This is a genomic window from Dactylosporangium sp. McL0621, from assembly GCF_049995355.1.
Lineage (GTDB): Bacteria > Actinomycetota > Actinomycetes > Mycobacteriales > Micromonosporaceae > Dactylosporangium.
Genome location: NZ_CP188259.1, coordinates 3,757,705 through 3,780,440 on the forward strand (window position 1 = coordinate 3,757,705; position 22,736 = coordinate 3,780,440).

The window sequence follows — 22,736 nt, forward strand, 5'->3', positions numbered from 1 at the left end:
GTCGGCGCATGGGCGCCGGCGAATGGGTGGAGGTACCCGGGTTCGCTGAGTAGCGGTGCTCAGCACGGCTGGGTGAAGGGCGCCGACGGGATGTACTGCTCCCACTCCGACCGGCTGATCGCCGCGCCCGCGCCGGTGCAGATCGCCGCGGCCGCGCGGGCCGGGTCGGTGTCCCACAGGCGGGTCGTGGCGTCGTCGCCGCCCGCGGCCAGGGTCCGGCCGTCCGGGCTGTACGCGACGACGTAGTAGGCCTCGTCGGCGCGGCCCAGGGTCGCGACCGCGGCCGGGCGGTTCGGGTCGTGCACGTCCCAGACCCAGACGGTGCCGTCCGTCGACGCGGCGGCGAGGCGGTCGCCGCCGGGGGCGAACGTGATCCAGTCGACGTAGCTGGCCGGGCCGGTCAGGCGGCGGGGGAGCGGCACCGGGTGGGCCGGGTCGGCGATGGTCCACAGCTGGATGCTCTTGTCGGCGCTGCCGGCGGCGAGGAGGCGGCCGTCGGGGCTGAAGGCGGCGCTGTACGCGTAGCCGGCGAACCCGTCCAGGGTCGTCAGCAGCCGCGGGTGCGCGCGGTCGGCGAGGTCGAGGAGGCGCACGTTGCCGTCGGTGTCGGTCGCGGCCAGCAGCGGGCGGTCCGGGTGGAAGGCGACGGAGAGCACGATCGCCTTGGAGCCGGGGATCGTGGCCAGCAGCCGGGATCCGGCGACGTCCCACAGGTACACGCCGCCGTCGTCGCCGGCCGCGGCCAGGACGGTGCCGTCGGGGCTGAACGCGAGGGTCTCGATGAGGTCCTTCGCGCCGGTCAGCGGGGCGCCGAGCCGGGCCGGGCGGGCCGGGTCGGCGACGTCCCACAGGTCGATCTCGCCCTTGCGGGTGGCGGCGGCGAGGAGTTTGCCGCCCGGGGCGTAGGCGGCGGTTCCGGCGTACCCGTCGGCGCCGGCCGGGCGGCTCAGCGGGGCGGTCCACAGGGTGGGGCCGGCCGGGTCGGTGAGGTGCCAGAGCCGGACGGTCTGGTCCTTGCCGGCCACGGCGAGGGTGGCGCCGTCGGGGCTGTACGCGGTGGCGAAGACGCCGCCGCTCGGGCCGGTGAGCAGCGGGCCGGGCAGGGTCCAGGTGCGCACGTACCCGTCGGTGCTCGCGGTGGCCAGCCCGTGCCCGTCGGCGGTGAGGGCGACGGCGGTGACGGGGGCCGGGTGCGGCAGCGACTGCAGGCGGCGGCCGGTGGCGGCCTCGAACACGGTGACGCTCTTGTCGCTGGAGCCGGCGAGCACGGTATCGCCGCCGGGTCCGAAGGCGACCGCGTTGACCCAGCTGGCCGGGCCCGTGATCGGGGCTCCGTGCGCGGCCGCGCGGGCGGGGTCGGCGACGTCCCAGAGGCGGACGGTCGCGTCGCCGCCGCCGCTGGCCAGGAGCCGGCCGTCGGGGCTGAACGCGACGGCGAGGACCTTGCCGGTGTGCCCGGGCAGGGCGGCGAGGTGCACGGGCGCGGCCGGGCCGGCGACGCTCCACAGGTGCACGAGCCGGTCGGCGGTGCCGGCGGCGAGGGTGCGCCCGTCGGGGCTGTAGGCGAGGGACTGCACGGTGTCGGCCGGTCCGTCGGCGGTCGTGGCCGACGGCGGGCCGGCGTCGAGGCGCCAGAGGTAAACCTTCTTGTCAATGCCGGCCGCCGCCAGGGTGTGCCCGTCGGGGCTGAAGGCCAGGGCGTAGACGGTGCCGGCCGGGCCGTCGAGAATGGCCGGGGCCGCGGACCGGACCGCGTCGGCCCAGAGGTAGACCTTCCCGTCGGCGCCGGCCGCGGCCAGGGTGTGCCCGTCGGGGGCGGCGGCGAGGGCGAACAGGGCTGCGGCCGGTCCGGGCAGGGGCGTGAGGGCGCGGGCGGGGGTGGCCGAGGTGTCCCAGAGTCGTACCGTGTGATCGGCGCCCGCCGCCGCGAGCAGGGGGCCGCCGGGCAGCCGCACGACCGCCTGGGCCGCGCGGTCGAACGGGCCGAGCCGGGCCGGGGTCGGGGTGGCGGTCGCGTCGAGCAGGCTGGAGCGCGCCTCGAGCGTCGGGGCGGTCCGGTACGCGGCCAGGGCCACCTGCCGGGCCAGGGTGGGGTCGCGGTCGCGCAGCCAGTCGGCCCGCCCGGCGATCATCCGGGAGAGGGCCGCGTTGCGCTGGCCGACGGCGGCGTGGCGCTCCTGAAAGGCGTACCCGGCCAGCAGCAGCGTGCTGAGCGCCAGGACGGACAGGGCGGCGATGGTGCGGTACAACCGCCGCGTCGTTCTCCGCGCGTGCCGGGTGCTCGCCCGCAGGAACTCGGCCAGCGGCGGGGCGAGCTCGGCCGGGTGCTCGGCGGCCCAGTCCTGCGCCGCGGCCAGCCGGGTGCCGCCGTAGAGCGCGCTCGGGTCCCGCCGCTCCTGCTGCCAGGTCGTGGCGGCCGCGGCGAGCTGCTGGCGCACGACCAGCCCGGACCGCCCGGCCCGCAGCCACCCGTGCAGCCGGGGCCACGCGGTGAGCAGCGCCTCGTGGCTGAGCCGCACGGTGCCGTCCTCGGCGGTGACGAGCCGGTGGCGCACGAAGCGCTCGAGGGTCTCCTCGGCGTCGGCGGCGTCGGCGGTGTCGACGGCGAGCTCGGCGAGCAGCCCGGCGGTGGGCACGACCCGGCGCGTGTCGACGGTGTCGACGCCGACGTGCACGAGGGCGGTGAGCAGGCGCCGGGCGAGGTCGCGGCGCTGTTCGGGCAGCCCCGTGTACACCTCCTCGGCGGTGGCGGCGACGGCGCCGCTGATGCCGCCGGCCCGCCGGTAGCCGGCGAGGGTGAGCCGGCGGTCGGCGCGCCACATCGTGAACAGCACGTGCGCGAGCAGCGGCAGGGTGGCGTGTTCGGCGCCGAGGTCGGCCAGCAGCACCTCGACCAGGCCGGCCTCGACGTCGACGCCGGCGCGCCGGGCGGGCTCGGTGATGACGGCGCGCAGCTCCTCGCGGGTCATCGGCCCGACGGTGAACTGGTGCTCCTGGGCCGCCTCCAGCAGCGCCGGGTGCGCCAGGGCCTGGGCGTAGAAGTCGGCGCGCAGGCCGAACACGACGACGGTGCCGTCCGGCGGTTCGAGGAAGCCGCCCGTATCGAGCAGCTCCTCGGCCTGGTCCACGACGAGCAGGACCCGGCCGGTCGCCGGCAGTTCCGGCGTGCCGGCGACCGGCGTCACGACCTCGGCCGTCCAGCCCTCGGCCCGCAGGGTCGCGACCAGGCCGGCCCGCAGCAGCGAGGACTTGCCGGAGCCGGACGCGCCGACGACGAGCAGCAGCCCGCCCCCGGCGGCGTGGCGGGCCTCGACCCGTTCGCGCAGCGCGGCCGTCATCCGTTCGCGGCCGAAGAACCAGGCGGCGTCGGCGGGCTGGAAGCTGGCCAGGCCCCGGTACGGCTCCCCGTCGGCCCCGCGGCTCACGGGCCGGTGCCGGATGCGGTGCCAGGCGTCGAGCCAGTCCCCGGTCGCGGCGGCGGGCACCGCGCACGCCTCCAGGACGCGCACGAACAGCGGCTGGGAGTGCAGCGACGGCAGGCCCCGGCCGGAGAACCAGTCGCCGAGGGTGCTCAGCGACGTGCGGGCGCCCGCCTTCGCGGCGACCTGGCGCACCGAGAGGCCGGCCCGCTCGCGCAGCGCGGTGAGGGCCTCGGCGAAGGCGGCGCGGTCGTCGACGCGCCGAGGGTCCGGTACGGCGGGGGGAGTACTCATCGCGCAGGAGAACGTACCGAATGCGACGGTCCCGGGGAATAACACCTAGGATCCTAGGACGTGTAAGGCCGTGTGATCCCGAGTCGCAACCGCGGGACGGTCAACGGAGCCCGAACGGTGCCGACGATCCGGGTAGTGCCCACGGTGGGCCGGGCGCGGACGGGAGCAGCGGTGTCACGATCGCAAGCCAAGCGGCGCGTCGCGTTCATCGGGCTGGCCGCGGTGCTGCTGGTGCTCACCGGGGTGAGCGTGGTCGGCACGGTCACGACGCGGCACGCGGCGACGTCGGCGCGCACGGCGTCGTCGCTGGCCGAGGCGTACCACCGCGCCCACGAGGCGGTGTCGCTGGAGGTGATCGCCGAGCAGCAGTACCGCCTGGAGCCCGAGCGGCACGCCCGCGTCGAGCACGCCGACGCGGCCGGCGAGCTGGAGACGGCGCTCGAGGACATCGAGGCGCGCGGCGGCGCGAACGACCGGGTGCTGACGGCGCGGACCCGCACGCTGCACCGGCAGTACCTGACCGCGATGGAGGCCCTGTTCCTGGCGGTCGACCGGGCCGACCCGGTGGAGATCCGCCGCGTCGACCAGGACGAGGTCGACCCGGCCGAGGGCCAGATCAAAACGCTGCTGCACGACGCCGAGGACGCCCAGGACACCGCGGCCCGGGCCGCCGGCGCCCGCCTCGACCGGGTCGAGCAGCTGGTGTTCGTGGCGACGCTGTCGTCCTTCGCCGTCGGGCTGGGCATGATCGTCGTGTTCACGCTCGTCGCGACCGGCTACCAGCGGCGGCTGGTGCGCCAGGCGCAGCAGGACGAGCTCACCGGGCTGCCCAACCGCAGCGTGTTCATCGCGCGTACCGCGTGCGCGCCCATGAAGGCGACGGCGCGGCGTACCGCGGCCGGCGGGATGCGGCCCGGTTCGGGGAGCCGCGCGGCGGTCATCGTGGTGTTCGGGAACACCACGAGCAGGGACGCGGCGGCCAGCCGGCGCAGCTGCTCCAGCAGCAGCGGGGGCAGGTTCGCGTCGGGCACCGCGAGCTGGCGGGTCAGGTGCGTGACGGTCGCGACCCAGCGGCGCTCCCGCGGTCGAGGTGGTGCGGGAGGCGCTGCGCCACACGGCGCGCCCGATAGGGTCCCGCCGCCGCATCCTCGACATATATCCATAGTGGACGCGGGTGCGGTGTGAATCGGTGCACTTCCCCTTGCCTGCGCCGTGGTCGGGGGGTTGGGTCGGGGCATGGCTCTGATCGCGTACGACGGTGCGGACGCGGCCGCGTTCCAGGCGACCCGGCACCTGCGGGACGAAGGCCTTGCGACCTGGCGGGCCGCGATCGAACGGCACTTCGCAGCCCGGCCCGGGATGCGCGTGCTCGACCTCGGCTGCGGCACCGGCAGCTGGGCGCGGGCCTTCCGCTCGTGGTGGCCCGAGGTCGACGTCGTCGCGGTGGAACCGGCCGCGGCGATGCGCGAGCGTGCCGTGTTCGAGCCGGTCGTACCCGGTGCCGCCGACGACATCCCGTGCGCGGACGCCGGCCTCGACGCGGTCTGGCTCTCCACCGTGATCCACCACATTCCCGACCTGACGGCGGCCGCCCGGGAGATCCGGCGGGTGCTGAAGCCGGGCGCGCCCGTGCTGATCCGGTCCGCGTTCGCCGGCCGGCACGAGGGGATCAGCCTGTTCCGCTGGTTCCCGGAGGCCGTCGCCGTGCTCGACCGCTATCCGAGCATCGCCGGCGTCGAGGCGGCGTTCGCCACCGCCGGGTTCGTGACCGCGGGTGGCGGGCCCGTCCCGCAGGTGACCGCCGCGTCGCTCGCCGAGTTCGCCGCGGGGCTGCGGCGTGACGCGCACACCCCGCTGAAGCTGATCAGCGACGAGGCGTACGCGGCCGGTGCCGCCCGTCTGCGCGAGGCCGCACGCACGGTGTCCGGTCCGGTCGTCGATGCCCTGGACCTGCTGGTGTTGCGGTGAGGCTAGGCGAGATAGCCCGCGGCCTGGAGGCGGAACAGTTCGCTGTAGCGGCCGCCCGTGCCGATCAGTTCGTCGTGGGTGCCCTCCTCGACGATGCGGCCGTGGTGCAGCACGTAGATGCGGTCCGCGTGGCGGACGTTGGCCAGCCGGTGGGTGATGAGCAGGGTGGTCAGGCGGCCCTGGCGGTCGCGGATCGCCTGGAACAGGGCGTCCTCCGCGCGCGGGTCCAGCGCCGACGACGGTTCGTCCATGATGAGCAGGTCCGCGGTGCGCAGGAAGCCGCGCGCCGCCGTGATGCGCTGCCACTGGCCGCCGGAGAGGTCCTGGCCGTTGGCGAAGGTGCGGTCCAGCAGCGTCTCGTACCCGTGCGGCAGCTCCACGATCATCTCGTGGGCCGCGGCCCGGGCGGCCGCGGACTCGATGCGCGGTTGTGACGGTTCGGTGGCGGTGTCGCCGATGGCGATGTTCGTGGCGGCCGTGAACGGCCACTTGTGGTACTCCTGCGTGACCACGGCGATGCGCGCCTGCAACGCGGCCGGGTCCCAGTCGGGCAGCGGGCGGCCGTTCCAGTCGATGGTGCCCGCGTCCGGCGTGCGCAGGCCGGCGATGACCGAGGCGAGCGTGGTTTTGCCGGACCCGTTCTCGCCGACGAACGCGACCGTCTGCCCGGCGTACACCGACAGGGAAACATCGTCGACGGCCGGCGTGTCGCGGTCCGGATAGGCCAGGCTCACCCCGCGCACGTCGAGCCGGCGCAGCGGGCCGGGCGTGGCCCGCTCGCCGGTGTCGTCGCCGGGCAGGTACTGCGCGGCGCGCTGCATGAACCCGGTGTAGTCGCCGAAGTGCCGGCCGTCGGTGTAGATGCGGTCCATCTGCAGGGTCACGGTGGTGAGCGAACGTTGCGCGGTCTGCACGGCGATGACGCAGGTTGCCGCCGCCGCGATCGGGATCTGACCACGAACGAGCAGGAAACCGAGCAGGGTGTACACCCCGACGGTCGCGATCCCGCCGACGACCGACCCGACGCTGGTCGTGGTCGTGACCCGCCGGGCCAGGGCCAGCTGGATGTCGGTCTCGGCGCCCATCACGCGGTCGTACTGGTCGAGCAGGAACCGGCGCAGGCCGTAGGAGCGCAGCTCGGTCGCCGAGTCGCGCTCGGCCATGAGCCGGTGCAGCAGCCACAGCCGCCGGCGGCGCACCGAGCCGGCGATGAAGGTCTGGTACCGGTGATGCCCGGCCCGCAGCGCCGCCCACGCGTTCGGCACCGTCGCCACGAGCAGCGCGAACAGCAGCAACGGGTGGATGACGATCACCGCGGCGGCCACGGCGAGCAGCCCCGCGAGGCCCGCGAGCAGGTTCATGGCGCCCTGCACGAGGCCGACCGCGGAGTCGGTGCCCCGCGACGCGCGTTCCATGTCGTCGGCGAACGCGTCGGCGTCGAAGGCGTCCAGGCGCACCGCCGTCGTCACCTCGAACAGTGCGCGTTCGACCTCCCGGTCGACCCGCGGGGTCAGCCCGTTCTGCGCGTATCCGGTCGCGATGCCCAGACCCGCGCGCAGTCCGGTGACCGCGGCGAGCACCGCGAGCGCGGGCAGGGCCGCGGTGACCCGCTGCGGTGTCGGGCCGCCCGCGAACAGCTCGACGAGCACCCGCCGGGTCGCGAGCAGCCCGAACGAGGCCAGCGCCCCCGAGCCGACGGTCGCCACGCCGACCAGCAGGGTGCGGGCCCGGTCGGCCCGCCAGCTGAGCCGGACCGCGGCCGCGAGCAGGCGCGGCAGCTCCGAGAAGACCGCCCAGGTGCCGGCCTCGGCCCGGGCCCGCACCCCGCTCTCCCACCACATCTCCCGCAGCTCGGGCAGCACCGAGTCCGCGGGCCCGGCCTGGCGCGGCACGGGCCGGGCCACGGTGTCGGTCGAGTCCTCGGCGCTGGGTGCGGCCACGGGGAGCCTCCGTCCGTCGACATCCGACGATGCCCGACGGCGGGGGCCCGGGACAAGGCGGCTCCACCGGAAGGGTGCCGTTGTTCATGTGTTCATTCATCAGTGACACCCTGCGCGGCATGGACCTGCCGTTCCCGGCGCTGTGGCTGCGCGACAACTGCCCGTGCCCGGCCTGCCGTGACCCGCGCAGCGGCCAGAAGCTGCACACGGTCGCCGACCTCGACGGCGAGGTGAGCGTCGCGGCCTCGGCCGAATCCGGCGGTACCGTGTCCGTGCACTTCACGGACGGGCACGTTGCGCGGTTCGAGCGCGACTGGCTGGACCGGCACCGCGACGTCGACGCGGCCGGCGACGGGCGCACCGAGACCGGCAAGGACCTGTGGGACCGCGTCGCGCCGCCCGAGGCGGGGTGGGCCGGGTTCCGGGCCGACCCGCGGCCGGCGCTGGACGCGCTGTGGCGCACCGGGTTCGTGCTGCTGCGCGACACGCCGGTCGCGCCCGGCACCGTCCTGGCCGTCGCGCGCACGTTCGGACATGTGCGCACGACGAACTACGGCGAACTGTTCGATGTGCGCATCGAGCGGCAACCGGGCAACCTGGCGTTCACTTCGCGCGCGATCGCGCCGCACACGGACAACCCGTACCGCGACCCGGTGCCGACGCTGCAACTGCTGCACTGCCTGCGCGCCGCGGCCGACGGCGGCGGCGAGTCGGGGCTGGTGGACGGGTTCCGGGCCGCGGTACTGCTGCGGGATCGGCATCCCGAGCACTTCGCGGTGCTGTCGCGCATGCCGGCCACGTTCGCGTGGGGGCGGCTGAGCGCGCAGCGGCCGATGATCGGGGTGGACGAGATCGGACGCATTCGCGAGATCCGGTACAACAATCGCTCACTGCAGCCGCTCGCCGGGCCGCGGGAGGGGCTGGAGGCGTTCTATGCGGCGTACCGGGCGTTCGATGCGCTGCTCAACCGGGCCGGCGCCATGGTCACCTTCGGGCTCGGGCCCGGCGACTGCGTGATCTTCGACAACACGCGTGTGCTGCACGCCCGCACCGCGTTCGACCCGCGCGCGGCCGCGGACCGGCACCTGCAGGGCTGCTACGCCGACCTCGACGCCGTCCAGTGGCTTGTCGCCCGCACACAGGTCGCGGCCGGCTAGCGCCCTGGAAAGGCGGGTCGTCGTCGGTGCCCTGCCGCGGCTCGTAGGCCGGCTTCGAGGGCTCCGTCCAAGGAAGGTCGTGCGCACCCCAGTAACGCAGGTTGACGCCAGTGCGGGTCGGCGGCGACGGCGGCTCGGATGCGGGCGGAAAGGGCGGCGCGGTGCGGGGTGAGCTCCGGACGCGTCAGGGGAGCGTCGTGCCCTGACCGACACCGTCGACGTTCTGGCGGGATCCCCGCGCTGCGGGCACACTTCCCGGAATGAGCATCGAGGTCCACGACCACGACCCCGCCTGGCCGGCCCACGCCGGTGCGGCGATCGCCGAGCTGCAGGACGCGCACCCGGGTGTGTTCGCCGTCATCGAGCACGTCGGCAGCACCGCGGTGCCCGGGCTGCCGGCGAAGCCGGTGATCGACCTCATGGCGGCGGTCGCCGCCCTCGACGCGGTCCCCGGGATCGGGCTCGGGTACGCGCCGATCGAGACCGGGATGCCCGAGCGGCTCTTCTACCGCCGCGAGCCGGGGGCCGGGCCCGCCGTGCACCTGCACATCGTCACCGCCGCGTCCTGGCCCACCCGCAACGAGCGACTCCTGCGCGATCACCTCCTGGCGCATGCGGCGGGCCGCGCGGAGTACGGGCGGCTGAAGCAGGGCCTGGCCGCGGCCGGGCACGGCGGTGACTCCTACACGCGCGCGAAGACCGAGCTCATCCAGCGGCTCGTCGACGCGGCCCGGCGGGAGCGGGGCCTGCCGCTGGTGTCCGTCTGGGAAGAGTGACGCGGCTCAGCGGCGCGCCGGCAGGCGGCCCAGCAGCGACGGGCGGGAGGCCTTCAAGGAGGCCCGCACGGCGGCGAAGCCGGTCGCGGTCATGTGCGTCTCGTAGGCGCCGATCGCCGGGAGGAGCTCGCCGGGGCCGGTCAGCGCCTCGCACAGCCGGGCCGCGTCCAGCAGGGCCAGGTTCGCGCCCGAGCCCTGGGGCGGGGCCATCGCGTGGATCGCGTCGCCGAGCAGGGTCACCCGGGTCGGGGTCCACTGTGGACACGGTACCGACGAGCGGACCGACAACGCGAACGTCTCCGCGACCGTCGCCTCCCCGATGAGGTGGCGCAGGTTCGGGTGCCAGGACGTCAGGCGGGCGGCGACCAGGGCGTGCAGGGCGGCGGGGGAGAGGGACTCGAGGTCGGGGCCCAGGACGCCCGCGCGCGCCGAAAGGCACCACATCACGTAGTCCTCCACGGCGGCGGAGCGGACCAGGCCCAGGGCCAGGCCCAGGCGGCGGCGGTCGGTCACCGGGCAGAAGCCGTCCCACAGCGGCGGCGGAACCGACGACCGGACGCCCTCCAGCGGGGTCCGGCCGTAGACGCAGTGGGTGCCGACGTCGACGAGCCGGGCGTCCGGGAGGTACTGGGCCCGCACTCCCGAGCCGATCCCGTCCGCGCCCACGAGGACGTCGCCGTCGGTGTGGGAGCCGTCGGTGAGGTACACCCGGATGCGGTTGTCCGGGAGCGACGCGTAGCGCGCGAAGGCCGATCCGAAGTGGACGGTGCCGTCCAGGCCGGCCAGCAGGAGGCTCCGCAGGGCGCCGCGGTCGACCGACGTGCTGTGCGTCAGGACCGTCACGCGGCGGCTCGGGGGGCCCGTGACCGAGGGGAGCCGCGCGAACAGGGCCGGCGACAGGCACGAACGCAGGGCCGACGTGGCCCGGGTGTCCAGGTGCAGGCGGTACCCCTGCCGGCGGGCCCGCGGGCCGGCGTCCCGCTCGAAGACGGTCACGTCGGCGCCGCGGCGGCGCAGGCCCTGGGCCAGACCCAGCCCGCCCACGCCGCCGCCGACCACCAGGACCCGCATCCCACCGAGGCTAATGCCCGCCGCCAAACCGCGGCGTCACAGGTCGCGCCGCGAGAAGGCCGTGGCCGCCAGGCCCAGGATGACCGCCACCCACAGCGCCGACCACGCCACGTACCCGCCCGTGGCCGGGGCGTCGCTGAGGAACGGGTGGCCCGCCATCGACGGTTCGAAGCTGGTCAGGCCCGGGCTCTCCAGGGCGTTCATCGCGCCCCGCCAGAGCCCGTCGGTCGGCAGCAGCACGCGGGACACGGCGCCGACGCGGGCCACGCCGGTGTTGCCCAGGGCCGCGCCGATCGCGCCGACGACGCCGGCGACCCAGGTCGCGCCGAACAGTCCGACGGCCACGACGCCGGAGGCCATCGGGGAGATGACGGCCGACAGCAGCAGGCCGAGGGTGAGCAGGACCGTCGTCTGGCCCGCGAGCAGGGCGAGCCCGGCGACGGGGTGCGGCGGCCAGTACCCGACGGTGGCCCGCACGATGACGAGCTGGGCGAGGCCGGCCAGGCTGACGAAGCTGCCGCCGAAGACGACCAGGCCGAGCCACTTGCCGAGCAGGACGGCGGGGCGGCGGACCGGGCGGGCGAGGATGGCCTGGGCGATGCCGGACTCGACGTCGCCGGCCAGGGTCGGGCCGGCCAGGAACGCGGTGCCGAGTGCGGCGATGAGCGACAGCCCGAACATGACGAGGTTGAGCACCACCGACGCGGCGATGCGGGACTCGCCGGTGGTCAGGTCGCCGAACTCGGCGTCGAGGCGGTCGAAGCCCCACGCGCTCAGGCCGAGCAGGATGACAGTGAGCACGGCGAGCGAGCGCAGCACCTTGCGCCGGGCCGCCTCGTGCAGGGTGAGGGCGGCGATCGTCAGCACGGTGTTCACGGCTGGTCCCCCTTGCCGGTGCGCAGGATGTCCAGCAGGCGCTCCTCGAGCGTGATCCGGCCGGGCTCGACGGCGTGCACGCGTACGCCGAGGCCGACCAGGTCGGCGATGAGGGCCGGCACCGTTGACTCGTCCGGTTCGGCGGGGAGGGTCACGGTGTACGTGTCGCCGTCCTTGGCCAGCGGGCCGGCCGCGGCCAGCCGGGCCTCCGCGCCGGCCCCGACGTCGCCGAGGCGCAGGCGCAGTTCGCGACGGCCGAGCAGCTCGGCCAGGGTGCCGGCGGCGGCGACCCGGCCGTGGTCGAGGATCACGACCCGGTCGCAGACGCGCTCCACCTCGCCGATCAGGTGCGAGTTGAGCAGTACCGCGACGCCGAGGTCCCGCAGCGACAGCAGCAGGTCGCGCACGTCGGCGCGGCCGATCGGGTCCAGCGCGCTCGTCGGCTCGTCGAGGACGACCAGCTCGGGCCGGGCCACGAGCGCGACGGCGAGGCCGAGGCGCTGCTGCATGCCCTTGGAGAAGCCGCCGACCCGGTCGCCGGCGCGGTCCGCGAGCCCGACCAGGCCCAGGCACTCGCGCCGGTCCGGCTCCGGGACGCGGGTCCCCGCGAGCCGGACGTGCAGGTTGAGCACTTCAAGGGCGGTGAGCCAGGGTTGGTACCGGAACAGCTCCGGCAGATAGCCGACCCGCGCCCGGGACATCGGGTCCGCCGCGGGGCGCCCGAGCAGCAGCACCTCGCCGGCGTCGGCGCGGACCAGCCCGAGCAGGATCTTGATCGCGGTGGACTTCCCGGCGCCGTTGGGCCCGAGCAGGCCCAGGACCTCGCCGCGCGCCACGGAGAACGAGACACCGTCGACGGCGGTGCGCTTGCGGTACCGTTTGCGCAGCCCCGAGCACCACACCGCGGCCGACGGTTCGCTCACGGGTTCCACCGCAGCCCCCGGGCCGCCGCCAGCACCTCGTCGGCGCTCATCGTCCCGGCCACGGCGGTCACGACCCCGTCGCTGACCCAGAACACGGCCGACATCGTGCTGTCGCGCAGGCTGAGCACGATCGCCGGGGCGCCGTTGACGTCCGCGGTCGCGTTGGTCTCCTGGCCGGACTTCACGATGAGCGGCAGCGTGGTGCCGTCGGCGGCGAACGTGCGCAGCTGGGCCGCGACCGACTCGGGCAGGCCGGGCAGCGACAGCATGTAGTCGCGGGCGGTGGCGAACGCGATGCCGGAGGAGTCCACGGTCGGGGCGTGCACGCGGCCGGCCATCAGCGCCGGCGCCCCCGACGCCGACGGCCACACGACGGCCACGCCGGGCCCGGCGGTGAACCGGAAGTGGCTGCCGTCCAGGCCCGGGGGCGGCGGGGGCAGCGGCCGGCCGAGGGCCTGGGCGGTGCGGGCGGCCTTGGCGGCGGAGAAGGTGAACACGGCGCTGGCGCGGTTGCCGACGTGGTACGTGGGGGCGCCGCTCACCCCGCGGGGCGGGCCGGCCAGCCGGGGCACCCCGAGCCCGGAGGCGGCCCGGGCCGCGTCGGCGTCGGGGACCTCGCGCACGTCGGCGCGCTCGGTGAAGGCGACGTCGCCGTACGCCGACAGGTCCGGCAGCTTCACCAGGTCGGCCGGCGAGACCGTCACCGGGGCGACCCGCTCGGTGCGGAAGATGGGCAGCCAGTCCGTGGCGGCCGCGGCGGTGGCCCCGGTCAGCAGTGCGACGGCGGCGGCCGCGGCGATCACCGGGCTGCGCCAGCCGGTCCGCCACCGGCCGGGCCGGGCCACGGTGGCGCTGCGGCCCTCGGGCGTGTCGAGGTTCACCGACAGCCGCCGCCAGCCCGCGTCGACGTCGACCTCCGGCTCCTGGCGCAGCAGCGTCTCGATCAGGCCGGCGTCCTCGCCGGCCGCGGCGAGCCCGGCCCGGCACACGGGGCAGCAGGGCCAGGGCCGCCCGCACCCGGCGGCGCTCGTCGCGGGCCACGACGTCGTCGGCCACGTCCGGCGCCACCGGGTCGGCGGCGCCGGCGGCCTCCTCGCGGGAGGCGCGGCGCCGGCCGGTGCGCAGATGGTTCAGGGCGGTGTGCGCGGCGGCGACGCAGAGCCAGCCGAGCGCCTCGCCGGCCGGCACCGCCGAGCGGCCGAAGGCCAGGAACGCCTCCTGCGCCACGTCCTCGGCCTGGTCGCGTGAGCCCAGGACGCGGGCGGCGACGGCGACGACCCGCGGGTACGCGGTGCGGAAGACCTCTTCGAGGTCGGCCCGCACGGCCGGTCCTCGCCTCGGCGGACTCGACACGGGTTCGGCGCCCCTCCGCTCGGCCGGCAGCAGTTCCTGCTTCACATCTTCCAAGCACCGCCGCGGCCCGGAATGTGACACCGAGGTCAGGACACGGCGGTCAGGCGCTGCTCGAAGTACGACATCTGCGGTTCCGCCTTCAGGATCTTCGCGAGCTCGAGGGCCTCCTGCCACTGCCGGCGGGCGCGGCCCCGGTGCCCGGCCGCCTCGTCGAGGGCGGCGATGCGGGCGTGGACCTCGGCCTGGGCGAGGCGCGACCCGGTGTCCTCGGGGTCCAGGACCGCGCGGCGGCGCCGGCTCGCCAGGGCCAGCCGGTAGAGGGCGCGGGCCTGGACCGGGTCGCCGGTGTCGCGCAGCCAGTCGCCGAGGCGCTCGCGGGCCTCGGCCAGGTCCCGGTGCAGGGCGCCGGTGCGCGGGAAGCGGTGCACGAGCGCCTCGGCGGCCTCCGTGGCGCCCTCGAGGTGGCCGCGGACCTCCTCGGGGTGCTCGGCCGCGACGGCGTAGTCGGCCTGCCGGCGGTGGGCGGTGGCCAGGTCGCGCTGGGCGTCGACGCTGTCCGGGTCGTCGCCGGCGAGCCGCTGGGCGAGGGCGACCGCGCCCGTGAAGTGGCCCGCGGCGCAGGCGACGTCGCCGGCGTGCAGGTCCATGTCGCCGAGGCGCCAGTACGACTGCAGCAGCCGGCGCTGGAAGCCGGCGTTGCCGGAGTCCGCGTCGGTGAGCCGGCCCGCGATCGCCGCGGCCTCCATGGTGAGGTCGCGGGCGTTGCCGGGGTCCAGGCCCGCCAGGGCGTCGAGGCAGTCGAAGAGGTGGCAGAGCAGGGGGCCGTTGCCGGGGTCGTCGGCGTCGAGCTTGCGCCAGATGCCCAGCGCCTCCTCCAGCGGGGCCCGGCCGCCGGCGGCGACGCTGCCGAGGCCGACCGCCAGATCCCAGCGCAGCCCGGGATTGTCCGGGTCGGCCGCGACCAGCTCGCGGCGGATCCGCAGGGCCTCGTCCCCCATCGTGCGGGCCCGGTCCGGGTCGGAGTCGTCCAGGGCCAGCCGCACCATCTTCAGGTAGCTCGTGCCGACGTTGCGCCGCAGCTGGACGTCGGCGGGGTCGGCCTCGGCGAGCCGGACGTCGATCGCCAGCGCCCGCTCGTAGTGGCGGCGGGCGTCGGCGAGGCGGCCGAGACGGTGCAGCAGCCGGCCCTGGCTGTCGAGGGCGGAGCTGAGCGCGATCTGCGCGCCGGTGTCGGCGGCGGCGGCGGCGCGGCCGGTGACGGCGACCGCCTCCGCGCCCTTCTGCGCGGCGGCGGCGGTGCTGCCCGTGGCCTCCAGGGCGTCGCGCTCGCGGGTGAGCAGCGACAGGTACGCCGGGTGCCCGGCCGGCAGCTTCTGCGTCACGTCGCCGAGGAACGCCGCGACCGCCACCTCGCCCGAGAGCTTCGGCAGCACGAGCGCGGCGAAGTCGGCGAGCTCGTCGCCGTCGAGGTGGTACACCCCCTCGGTCACGGTCGCGAAGGCGGCCCGGCCCGCGTCGAGGATGCGCCGGCACGCGGCCGCGGCGCGCCGGTGGCGTTCGGGCAAACGGTCGCCTTGCGCCTTCGTGAGCGCCTCGCGCAGCCAGGGCTCGACCACTGCGCCGCCGTCGGCGAGGCCGGCGAGGGTCAGGTCGCGGAGCCGGTCCAGATGCGCGGCGACGGCCGCGGTGTCCTCCGTGGACGGTTCGCGGCCGAGCACGGCGAAGGCGAGGTCCTCGGCGCCCACCGGGATCCGGGACACGGCCAGCTGCAGCAGCGTCTCGCGGGCGTCGGCCGGGACGAGGTCGAGCAGCTCGGTCAGCAGTACGTCCTGGGCGCCGAGGGCGACCGCCTGGCGGGCGGCGTCCGGCGCGGCGGCGCGCTGCAGGTGCTCGAGCCGCGTGAGCGTGCGCAGCCGCTCGGTCACCTCGGGCAGGCGCGCGCCGCCGTGCAGCAGCGCGTCGACGAACTCGACGAGCCGCGGGTGCCCGCCGACGGTCGCCACGATCAGCTGCATGTCCTCCGTGGACAGTGCGCGCACGCCGGGCAGGCGCAGCAGGAGCCGGGCCAGTTCGGCGTCGCTCAGCGGCCCGACGTCCACACGCGACAGTGCGGCCGCGCCCGGCAGCGGATACCGGCTCGTCACCAGGATCTTGCCGCGCTCGGCGGCGCCGGTGAGCGTCGCGAACACCTCCGCGAAGCCCGGGTCGGCGAAGGCGTCACCGCCGACGGTCAGGTTCTGCTCGAAGTCGTCGAAAACGAGCAGGATCCGCCGCTCGCGCAGCGCATCGGCCAGCTCGTCCGGGCCGGCCGCCGCGACACCCGCCGCGGCCAGGTCCGCGAAGAGCTGCGGCGGGTTCCAGACGCCCGCGTGCACGACGATCGCCCACGGGTCGGCGTCGTCGCGCAGCCGGGTCACGACCCGGCCCGCCAGCGCCGTCTTGCCGATCCCGGCCGGGCCGGTGAGCACGACCCCGTTGGCCAGCGGCGCGCCGGCGACGTCGTCGCGCAGCGTCCGCGTCACCGTGCGCAGCAGCCCGCGCCGCCCGACCAGGTCGCCCAGCAGCAGCTCGCGCACGCCCGCGCCGGTCGGCAGATCGGTGGGATTCGCCAGGTGTACCGCGGGAGCCCCGCCGTCCCACAGCGGCCCGTCGGACGCGGCGAACAGGGCCGGCACCGCGTACTCGGGCCGCCGCCCGGCCGCCGTGTCGAACAGCTCGGCCCGCGCCCGGGCGACGGCCGCGGCGACTGTCGCGTTGTCCTCGGCGAGCGCGCGGTACACGCCGGTCAGCAGCCGCGTCGCGTACCAGTCGGTGATCGAGGTCTGCATCGCCAGCACCCGGTCGGCGCCGTGGCGCAGCAGCGTGACCGCCAGCCCGGCGTCGGCGTCGGCGGCCCCGCCGCAGCTGGACAGCACGATGAGGGGCAGCGCCCGCCCGCCGCGGCGCAGCGCGCGCACGAGGTCCTCGGCGCTCACCTCGACCGCGTTGCCGTCACGGTCCTCGAGCTCCACGCCGTAGGGCGAGCCGTGCGCGGACAGGTGCAGCACGTGGTAGGCGTCGCCGCGCAGCGCCGCGGCGATCTCGGCCACCCCGGCCACCTCGAGGATGGTGAGCTCGGCCCGCCCGACCCCGCCGGCGACGGAGACGATCGCCTGCATCTCGGCCTCGACGTCCAGCGGCGGGTTCGCGGTCCGCTCGGGCGCCCCGACCGCCACGAGGATCTTCAGCGGCCCGGGCGACGCCGGATGCGACGGTACCCGCACGCCGGTGACCATCCGCGTCAGCCGCACCCCGCCGACGCCGACGAGCACCCGCTGGTCGGTGAGGCGCAGCAGCTCGAACGGCAGCTCGTGCGCGGGCCCGTCGCCCTCGACGACGACGTCGAGCACGGTGCCGTCCACGCCCGCGGTGAGCAGGACGGTCACGTAGTCCAGCGCGTCGGCGTCGAACAGCGCGCCGCTCAGCCGCTGCCCGAGCCGCGCCAGCCGCGCCTCGGCGTCGGGCCGGTCGAGCAGCTCCCACACCTCGTCGCGGCCGAACGGCAGCGGCTCGTCGCGCTCGCCGAGCACCTCCCCGGCGAGGGTGGCGGTGCACCGGACCCGGCCGCCGTCCACGGCCACGGCCAGGCGCAGGTCGTGGCGCGTCGTGCGGGCCGCGTCGTGCTCGCGCAGCCACGCGAGGTCGTCGTCGCCGAGCTTCGTCACCGTCCGGTGCCGCGACCCGGCCTCGAACACGACACCGTCGGTGGCGAGGCCGTCACGGGCCTCGAGCCGCGCGTCGAAGCCGGCCGCGCGGACCAGCACCCACAGGTCCGTACCGCATCGAGGTGCGCCGCGTCCCCGGGCGCGAAGGCAATCGTGATCACCGCCATGCGCGCCATCATGGCAGGGCCGTCGATACCCGGTTGCGTCACGGTGGGCGTGCGCCGCACCTCGCCGTCGAGGCGCAGCCGCGAACCCTACGTGATCGGGCACCATGGAACGGTGATCAGTATCGAACTGGCCGTCGAGCTGCGCGCGGCGGGCCTGCAGTGGCGGCCGGCCCCGGGCGACCGCTTCGCCATCCCGGACCGCGACCTCGACGACCAGGCCTTCGTGCTCAGCGACATGATCATCCAGGTGCACGACCTCCCCGGCGGCGAGACGGTCATCGGCTTCAACGGCACCACCGAGTGGGCCCTCGACGACATCGAGCGCGACGAGGCCATCTGGCTGCCGCACGAGCACCAGCTGCGCGAACGGCTCGGCCCCGGCTTCGGCACCCTCGAGCGCTCCGGCGACGGCTGGCGCGTGGCCGTGGACGGTCACGCCGACTCGTTCGGGGCCACGCCCGGCGACGCCTACGCCCTGGCCCTGCTGCGCGTGCTGCGCACCTGACCGGCCTCCGGGGGTACCGTGGGCGCCGTGGATCTTCCCGATGGCCTGCGCGAGCTGCTCGAGCGCAACAGTCTGTGCTACCTGACCACCCTCATGCCCGACGGCTCGCCCCAGATCACTCAGACCTGGGCCGACACCGACGGCAAGCACGTCCTGATCAACACGGTGCGCGGCCACCAGAAGGTGCGCAACATCGAGCGCGACGCGCGCGTCGCCGTGGCCATCGGTGACCCGGCCGAGCCCCGCCGCTACTTCCAGGTCCGCGGCCGCGTCGTGGCCGTGACCGAGGAGGGCGCGGCCGAGCACATCGACGTCCTGGCCCAGCGCTACCTCGGCGGCCCGTACCCGTGGTTCGGCGGCCGCGACCAGGTCCGCCTCCTGCTCACCATCGAGCCGGAGCACATCACCGGCAGCTGACATTCCGGAACGGCATCCCCGAAACACGCGGCCGCCGCCCCGTTCATGCGACGGCGGCGGTCCGTTTGCCGATGACACTCCGCGTAGCGCCCCGATAACGTCCCGTTCGGAAATCGTCACTGCCGAACGGGCCCATGGAGGCGCGATGGCTCCCGTGCCACGCCACAGTTCACTGCTCGCGGTCGACGTCGAGGCCTACGCGAGCCGCACGGAAGCCGGGCAGGCGGCGGTACGCCGGGCGATGCACGACACCATCCGGCAGGCCGCGCACGGGGCGGGCATCCCGTGGGACGAGTGCGAGCGGCAGGACCAGGGCGACAGCCTGCTGGTGCTGGCCCCCGCGTACGTGCCGGTGACCGGGCTCATCGACCCGTTCGTCGCCCGCCTCGACGGCCTGCTGCGCCGGCACAACGCGCTCGCCGGCGCCGAGGCGGCCGTGCGGATGCGGGTCGCCGTCAACGCCGGGTACGCCGCGATCGACGGCGCCGGCTGGATCGGCACCATGGTCAACGCGACGGCCCGGCTGCTCAACGCGCCCGCGCTCAAAGCGGCGCTCGCGGCGAGCCGGCGGGCGCAGACGGCGCTCATCGTCTCCGACGAGATGTACCGCTCGATCGTCCGCCAGGGCCACCTCGGGCTCGACCCCGACTCGTTCCACGAGGTGCGGGTCAGCGAGAAGGAGCTCGACACCCCGGCGTGGGTTCACGTGCCCGGCTACGCGCGCCCCGACGGCCTGCCCGGATCGGCCGCGCCCGCACCGCCGCCCGGTGACCACGCCGGCAACCGCGGCATCATCGCCGGCCGTGACGTCACCATCGGCCGCGACCTGCGCATCGGGACCGACTGATGGCCGACGAGGCGCCGCCGCCCACCGTGGGTGCCGCCGGCACCGGCACCGCCGACGGCGACGCCCCGTCCCGCGGGGTCGGCAGCGGCGTGCTGAACCTGGGTGCCGTCAGCACCACCAACGAGCTGCTGCGCGCCGCGCAGGCGACCATGGGCGCGTACGCGTTCAACCGCGGCACCGTCGCCGGCCGCGACGTCACCGTCCATTACCACGGCTCCGAGGCCAAGGCCCCGGAGCTGCTGCGGCGGCTGGGGCCCGACAGCGCCGACGCGGTGCGCGCGGCCTTCGTGCCGCCCGCGGGCTTCGCCGAGCTCAGCCGGCTGGTCGGCGGCGTGCACGTGGTGCTGCTGCGGGCCACCCCGCGCGAGGGCGCCGACACCGCGGCGCTGCGGCTGCTGCTGGACCTCGGGGCCGGGCCGATGTACCGGCTCGACCCCCGCCGCCCGCTGGCCGACCTCGCCGTCGAGTCGCTCGAGGCGGCCGCCGGCTACCTGCTCTCCGGCCTGTCCGACGCGGCCGTGCGCTCGCTGACCTGTCTCGACGTGGACGGCCTGGAGGCCCGGCTGCGGCCGCTGGGCTCCCGGCTGGTGATCATCGTGCCGGCCGGGGCGACGCTCACCGACCAGGGCCTGCGCGGCTACGTGCGGACCCTCGGCGCGTCCCCGGCCGCCGCCGACGTGCTCACCGCGCACCTGCGCTGGCGCCTGCGCAGCGCCGTCGCCGCCGAGGAGCTGCTGCGCCGCGCCGAGGTGGCCGCGGCGGTACGGGAGTTCCTGCAGGGCGAGCCCAGCTGCCGCGACGTCGCCGACCTGGCCCGGCTGCTGGCCGAGGCGCACGGCACCGGCGGCGGCGCGGTCGACGTCGCGTGGGTGCTCGACGCGATGCGGCAGCGGGCGGCCGAGCACTTCGACGCGTGGTTCGACCGCCTCGACGACCTGCCGCTGCGCTGTACCGCGGTCGCGCTCGCGCTCTTCAACGGCCTGCCCTTCGAGATCGTCAACTACGCGGCCGCGCGGCTGCGGTCGCGCCTCGACGACCCGGCCGCCATGCGCACCACCGACACGGGCATCCGCCTGGTGAACCCGCTCGCGCCGCGCCCCGATCCGTTCCGCGAGACCCGCGCGGTCCGGCTGCGCCGCCTGCGGGCCCGGATCACCCACACCACGCTGCCGTCGCGGTACGGCGACACCCCGGCGCAGGTGATGTCCTACGACGACGCCGAGTACGGCCCGGCCGTCATCAACCGCGTCTGGGACGAGTACGACGACGTGCGCCCGGCTTTGGTCGACTGGTTCCGGGAGCTGGGCGGCGACCCGTCGGAGCAGGTCCGCACCTGGGTCGCCACCGCGGTCGGCCTGCTCGCGACCCGCGCGTTCGAGTACCTGCTCAACGCGGTCATCGAACCGTGGGCCCGCAGCGGCGCGAAGGGCCAGCGCGAGGCCGCGGCCATCGCCCTCGGCGTGCCCGCCAGCGTCGGCGGCCTGACCGAGCAGGTCCGCCGGGTCGTGCGGGCCTGGAGCACGCCCGACGACGAGGACGACGACGCCGCCGAGCTGCGCGCCACCGCCGCCCGCGTCTACGGCTCCGGGCTCGGCCCGTCCGCCCCGCACCAGGCGCTCGCCGGGCTGGAGTACCTCGCCGACTCCCCGGACAACGACGTGGCCAACGCGATCGGGCTCAGCCTCGCCGAGCTCATCGACTGGAACGACAAGCTGGCCGCGGCGGTGCTGACGGTCATCGTGCGGTGGCTCGGCGACCGGCGGTACCCGGAACGGATCACCAACGGCCACATCGCCTTCCTGCGCATCGCGCTCGACGTGACCCGCAGGGCCGACGCCGTCGGCGAGGACGACGACACGCTGCGCTGGCCGCTGCTGCTGTACTTCGCCGAGACCCGCCCCGAGCTGTGGCCGACGATCGCGGGGCTGTGGCACGCCACCCTCAACGGCCCCATCTTCCAGGACGCCCAGTGGGCCCTGAGCAGCTGGGCCGTGACCGTCGAACCGGACCGGCGCTCCTGCGAGGCGATGGGCCGCCTCGCCGGCGCGATCGCCCGGGACGCCCGCACCCGCAAGATCCTGCTCCAGCTGGCCCATGACTGGACCACGGGCCGCAACCCCGAACCGACGCCGCGCGTGGCGGCGAGTGTCATCCAGGCGTTGTCCGAAACGAAGTGAGGCGTCATGAACCAGCAGATCCCGAACGGGCCGATCGTGCCCCGGCAGAACGTTCCGATGCCGCCCGCCCCGGCCCCGGGGACGGCGTCGCCCTTCTCCGGCCGCAACGGCCGCGTCATCCTGCACGAGGAGCCGCTCACCCGGCTCGGCCCCGGGCAGGGCGCCAAGCCCCTGCGCGCGGCCGTGACCGCCGTCTACGCCCGCCCCAACGGCGACCTCGTCGCATTGGGGCGTCCGTTGTACCCGTTCGAGAACACGATGCGCGGCTACCGCTACCGCTACGACGTCGGCACCGCGGACCGCGAGGACGAGTTCCACATCAGCGACGAGCTGCCCAGCAAGGAGGACATCTTCCGGTTCTACGCCCGGCTGCAGTTCGGCTTCCGGGTGCACGACCCGGCCGAGGTCGTCCGCCGCCGCGTCCAGGACGGCTTCATGGTGGCCGGCTGGCGGCTCATGGAGCGCATGCGGCGCATCAGCCGCCGCTACACGCCGGAGGAGTGCGCGGACGCCAACGACGAGATCAACGACTCGCTCGGCCAGGAGCCCCTCGAGCTCAGCGAGGGCATCACCGTGTACCGGTTCGCCGCCTTCCTGTCCCTGGACCAGCAGACCCAGGAGGCGATGCGCCGCCGCCGCGCGGTCGAGCACGACTACCAGTACGAGCAGACGTCGCACCGCCTCGAGCAGCTGCGCCTGACGTACCAGCACGAGCTGGAGACGGCCCGCATGGAGGCCGTGCGCAACGCCATCCACGGCGACCACGGCCTGCTCATGCTGCACATGGCGAAGAACCCCGCCGACACCCGGACCGCGCTGGAGATGGTCGCCAAGAGCAACGAGGCCGACCGGGACGGGCTGTTTAAGCTCCTGGAGAGCATGATGGAGAACAACCTCATCCAGAACATCGACCTACAGGAGATCCGCGACGAGAACCTGCGCCGCATCCTGCAGACGGTCAAGGAGGACCCGCTGAAGGTCCTGCAGGTGCGCGCCGAGGCGGGGGCACCGCTGCCCAACCAGCCGCGCCCCCACCAGTCGCTGCCCAGCCTGACCGCGGACGTCGAGACGATCACGGGCATCCCGATCCCGCCGTCGGCGGACTCCTGACGCCGGCTAGCACTTTCGGCGACAACTCCACA

At 75.5% G+C, this 22,736-nt stretch carries 16 protein-coding genes and 1 pseudogene; 9 read left to right on the forward strand and 8 right to left on the reverse strand.

The genetic code is table 11. From position 1 onward, the window contains the following. Positions 1-59: 59 nt before the first annotated feature. Positions 60-3,713 carry a helix-turn-helix domain-containing protein gene (locus ACPPVO_RS17770; RefSeq protein WP_426512309.1) on the reverse strand — a complete coding sequence of 1,218 codons (3,654 nt, stop codon included), beginning with the start codon at positions 3,711-3,713 and terminating at the stop codon, positions 60-62. 171 nt (positions 3,714-3,884) lie between these two features. On the opposite strand from ACPPVO_RS17770, the gene ACPPVO_RS17775 reads away from it, so the two are divergent. Together ACPPVO_RS17775 and ACPPVO_RS17780 are read left to right on the forward strand one after the other, a co-directional pair. Continuing rightward, positions 3,885-4,898 (forward strand): hypothetical protein, encoded by a 1,014-nt coding sequence (locus ACPPVO_RS17775; protein WP_426512310.1) that lies wholly within the window; start codon positions 3,885-3,887, stop codon positions 4,896-4,898. Between the two features lie 51 nt (positions 4,899-4,949). Further along, positions 4,950-5,681, forward strand: coding sequence for a class I SAM-dependent methyltransferase (locus ACPPVO_RS17780; protein WP_426512311.1), 732 nt, complete (start codon positions 4,950-4,952; stop codon positions 5,679-5,681). 2 nt (positions 5,682-5,683) lie between these two features. Here ACPPVO_RS17780 and ACPPVO_RS17785 read toward each other — a convergent pair whose 3' ends face one another. After that, positions 5,684-7,585 carry an ABC transporter ATP-binding protein gene (locus tag ACPPVO_RS17785; protein WP_426514642.1) on the reverse strand — a complete coding sequence of 634 codons (1,902 nt, stop codon included), beginning with the start codon at positions 7,583-7,585 and terminating at the stop codon, positions 5,684-5,686. 122 nt (positions 7,586-7,707) lie between these two features. Here ACPPVO_RS17785 and ACPPVO_RS17790 point away from each other — a divergent pair, with 122 nt between their 5' ends. Then, positions 7,708-8,778, forward strand: a complete 1,071-nt coding sequence (locus ACPPVO_RS17790; RefSeq protein WP_426512312.1) for a TauD/TfdA family dioxygenase — start codon at positions 7,708-7,710, stop codon at positions 8,776-8,778. A gap of 260 nt (positions 8,779-9,038) precedes the next feature. After that, on the forward strand, positions 9,039-9,554 hold the full coding sequence (locus tag ACPPVO_RS17795) for a GrpB family protein (RefSeq protein WP_426512313.1): 516 nt from the start codon (positions 9,039-9,041) through the stop codon (positions 9,552-9,554). Positions 9,555-9,560: 6 nt separating this feature from the next. On the opposite strand, the gene ACPPVO_RS17800 is transcribed toward ACPPVO_RS17795, so the two are convergent. The 6 genes and pseudogenes from ACPPVO_RS17800 to ACPPVO_RS17825 form a co-directional block, all read right to left on the reverse strand. Then, the gene (locus ACPPVO_RS17800) at positions 9,561-10,625 is read right to left on the reverse strand and encodes an FAD-dependent oxidoreductase (RefSeq protein ID WP_426512314.1); all 1,065 of its coding nucleotides are present in this window, start codon (positions 10,623-10,625) and stop codon (positions 9,561-9,563) included. A 36-nt stretch (positions 10,626-10,661) separates the two neighbouring features. After that, positions 10,662-11,501, reverse strand: coding sequence for an ABC transporter permease (locus ACPPVO_RS17805; protein WP_426512315.1), 840 nt, complete (start codon positions 11,499-11,501; stop codon positions 10,662-10,664). After that, complete coding sequence (locus ACPPVO_RS17810; RefSeq protein WP_426514643.1) at positions 11,498-12,424, reverse strand: ABC transporter ATP-binding protein; 927 nt, start codon at positions 12,422-12,424, stop codon at positions 11,498-11,500. Before ACPPVO_RS17810 ends, ACPPVO_RS17805 begins: the two co-directional genes overlap by 4 nt. Continuing rightward, positions 12,421-13,413 carry a hypothetical protein gene (locus ACPPVO_RS17815; RefSeq protein ID WP_426512316.1) on the reverse strand — a complete coding sequence of 331 codons (993 nt, stop codon included), beginning with the start codon at positions 13,411-13,413 and terminating at the stop codon, positions 12,421-12,423. Before ACPPVO_RS17815 ends, ACPPVO_RS17810 begins: the two co-directional genes overlap by 4 nt. Positions 13,414-13,591: 178 nt before the next feature. Continuing rightward, positions 13,592-13,951: pseudogene (locus ACPPVO_RS17820) on the reverse strand (sigma factor); the annotation flags it as partial. Further along, positions 13,864-17,580 carry a CHAT domain-containing protein gene (locus tag ACPPVO_RS17825; RefSeq protein WP_426512317.1) on the reverse strand — a complete coding sequence of 1,239 codons (3,717 nt, stop codon included), beginning with the start codon at positions 17,578-17,580 and terminating at the stop codon, positions 13,864-13,866. The gene ACPPVO_RS17825 and the pseudogene ACPPVO_RS17820, both read right to left, overlap by 88 nt. A 180-nt stretch (positions 17,581-17,760) precedes the next feature. On the opposite strand from ACPPVO_RS17825, the gene ACPPVO_RS17830 reads away from it, so the two are divergent. The 5 genes from ACPPVO_RS17830 to ACPPVO_RS17850 all read left to right on the forward strand — a co-directional run bounded on the left by ACPPVO_RS17830 (position 17,761) and on the right by ACPPVO_RS17850 (position 22,704). Continuing rightward, positions 17,761-18,153 (forward strand): pilus assembly protein CpaE, encoded by a 393-nt coding sequence (locus tag ACPPVO_RS17830; RefSeq protein WP_426512318.1) that lies wholly within the window; start codon positions 17,761-17,763, stop codon positions 18,151-18,153. Between the two features lie 27 nt (positions 18,154-18,180). Then, on the forward strand, positions 18,181-18,570 hold the full coding sequence (locus ACPPVO_RS17835) for a PPOX class F420-dependent oxidoreductase (protein WP_426512319.1): 390 nt from the start codon (positions 18,181-18,183) through the stop codon (positions 18,568-18,570). Between the two features lie 145 nt (positions 18,571-18,715). After that, the gene (locus ACPPVO_RS17840) at positions 18,716-19,417 is read left to right on the forward strand and encodes a hypothetical protein (protein WP_426512320.1); all 702 of its coding nucleotides are present in this window, start codon (positions 18,716-18,718) and stop codon (positions 19,415-19,417) included. Beyond that, positions 19,417-21,594, forward strand: a complete 2,178-nt coding sequence (locus ACPPVO_RS17845; RefSeq protein WP_426512321.1) for a hypothetical protein — start codon at positions 19,417-19,419, stop codon at positions 21,592-21,594. The genes ACPPVO_RS17840 and ACPPVO_RS17845 overlap by 1 nt, the downstream gene beginning before the upstream one ends. Before the next feature lie 6 nt (positions 21,595-21,600). Further along, positions 21,601-22,704, forward strand: a complete 1,104-nt coding sequence (locus ACPPVO_RS17850) for a hypothetical protein (protein ID WP_426512322.1) — start codon at positions 21,601-21,603, stop codon at positions 22,702-22,704. Positions 22,705-22,736 lie beyond the last annotated feature (32 nt).